This window comes from Streptomyces sp. NPDC051133, assembly GCF_040682635.1.
GTDB lineage: Bacteria > Actinomycetota > Actinomycetes > Streptomycetales > Streptomycetaceae > Streptomyces.
In genome coordinates this window covers 1-1,970 of the sequence record NZ_JBFBBK010000202.1, presented here as the reverse complement: position 1 = coordinate 1,970, position 1,970 = coordinate 1, and the positions used below count along the sequence as shown (strand labels likewise).

Sequence of the window (1,970 nt, the reverse complement as noted above, 5' to 3'; positions counted from 1 at the left end):
CCTGGTGAACACCCAGGTCGTGTACGCGGCCGGCAGCAACAGCGAGACCGGAGACCTGCTCGCCCCGCTGAACATCACCTCCTCCGAGGGTGTGCCGATCGACGGGTACGACCTGAACGCCGAAGGCGGCTCCATCGTCGCCTTCAAGACGCAGGCCCTGGCCTTCGCCCTTTCGGGGCTGTTCACCCTGATCCGGCTGCTGGTCGGGCTGGCGGGGTGGGCGATCGAGGTGGCCTTCCGGTTCCCGCTGCTCAAGCTCTTGACCAAGCCCGCGCAGAAGGTCGCCGACACCTACGACACGGTGGTCGTCGACACGCTCGGGTTGAAGGGGCTCTTGCTGGCCTGGGCGTTTGTGTTCGCGGGGTTCATGATCGTGCGTGGCCGGGTCGGCCGCGGTCTGGGCGAAATCTTCCTCACCCTGCTCATCGGGGCCATCGCCGCCTCGGCTCTCATCCGCCCCGACACCCTGCTCGGCCCGGACGGGCCGCTGGGGCAGTCCCAGCAGGTGGCTGCCGAGGTCGCCCAGCAGAGCGTCAACTCCTACGACTGGGGCGGCAAGATCGCCAGCTACGACCCGTGCGCGGGCATGGCCGGTAACGCCGAGATCAAGTGCGAGGAGCAGCAGGGCGAAGGACCGGTCTCCTCGACCGAGGTGGCCCGGCCCATCCAGGATTCGATCACGAACGCCTTGATCGTCAAGCCGTACATGCTCCTTCAGTACGGGCGCATCCTCGACCCGGCCAAGGACTCCGACCGGAAGGCCTACGCCGTCCACCTGAAGTGGGTCACCGGCGGGTACATGCCCAAATCGACCCCCTCGGACAAAGCGAAGGACGCCTGCAGCAAGATCATCGGTCCGGCCAAGAAGTACTGCGAGCGCGACGTCGACGGCGGCACGCCGAGCGGCAGCGACTCTCTCCCGGAGTTCACGCCCGGGGGCGAGCTCCTCGACGCCTCCAACGCGATCGTCACCGACGAGGACCAGGCGTTCGCGGCGTTCCTCTCGGACATGAAGAAGGCCGGCCCGGTCGGCAAGTCGTGCGCGGCCTATGCCGAGAAGCCCACCTGGTGGCGGGTCGGCGGCGCGTTCCTGCTGCTGATCGCCGCGCTGTTCATCTGCGGGATGCTGCTGTCCAGCGCGATCGTGCTACTGGGCACCCAGGGTGTGTGTGCGGCCGCGGCGGCCGTCGGCGGGGTCACCTTCGTCGCGGGCATGCTGCCCGGGCCCGCACGGCAGTCGGTGTGGAAGTGGCTGTCCGTGTGGGGGATCGCGGTTTTGGCCGTGGTCGGGATCTGCGCGTTCATTCCGTTCTTCGGGATCGCCGTCGACGCCACGATCACCAACGGCCCGGACCTGATGGTCGAGCGGATCCTGCTCATCGATGTCCTGGCCATCGCCGGCGCGGCCGGACACCGCAGACTGCTGACCGGCATTGCGTCCTTCGGTCGGCGCATGGCGATGCGGATGCGCTACGCCAAGGTCGGCGGCACCCACATGCCCGGCGACACCTCCGAACTCGGCGCCGCCCTCGCCATGAACTCCCCGGCCGGGATGGGCGGATACAGCGCCGGCCTGCGCGCGTTCACCGGCGGGGGCGGCGGCCGGTTCGGGATGCTCGGCACCCGGCAGCGGCTGATGGGCGCGCTCACTTCCCTGTTCGACGGCGCGGGCATGCCGGTGGACACCGGCGGGATCCTCGCCGATGCCACGGCCGAAGCCGGGCGCGGTCTGGCCCCGCTGACCGCGGCCGCGGCCGTGGGCGGGCTGGGCGCACGTCTCGGCGTCAAGGGAGCCGGCTGGCTGCTGATCGGACGACGGCCGGACAAGGAGCAGTTGGCCAAGTGGCGCAAACCCACGGCCGACGGCGACCCCGGCACGGGCGGGCCGTCGGACGGCGGGGACGGCGGTTCAGACGGCACGGGGCCGCGTCGGCCCTCGGGCCCGCCCGACCGGTACCGCAACGATCAGG

General features: G+C 70.4%; 1 protein-coding gene. It reads left to right on the top strand.

The annotated features are described in order from the left end of the window. Position 1: 1 nt before the first annotated feature. Positions 2-1,970 (top strand): hypothetical protein (locus AB0N17_RS46385; RefSeq protein ID WP_366017688.1); only part of this gene is annotated, 1,969 nt, incomplete at its 3' end.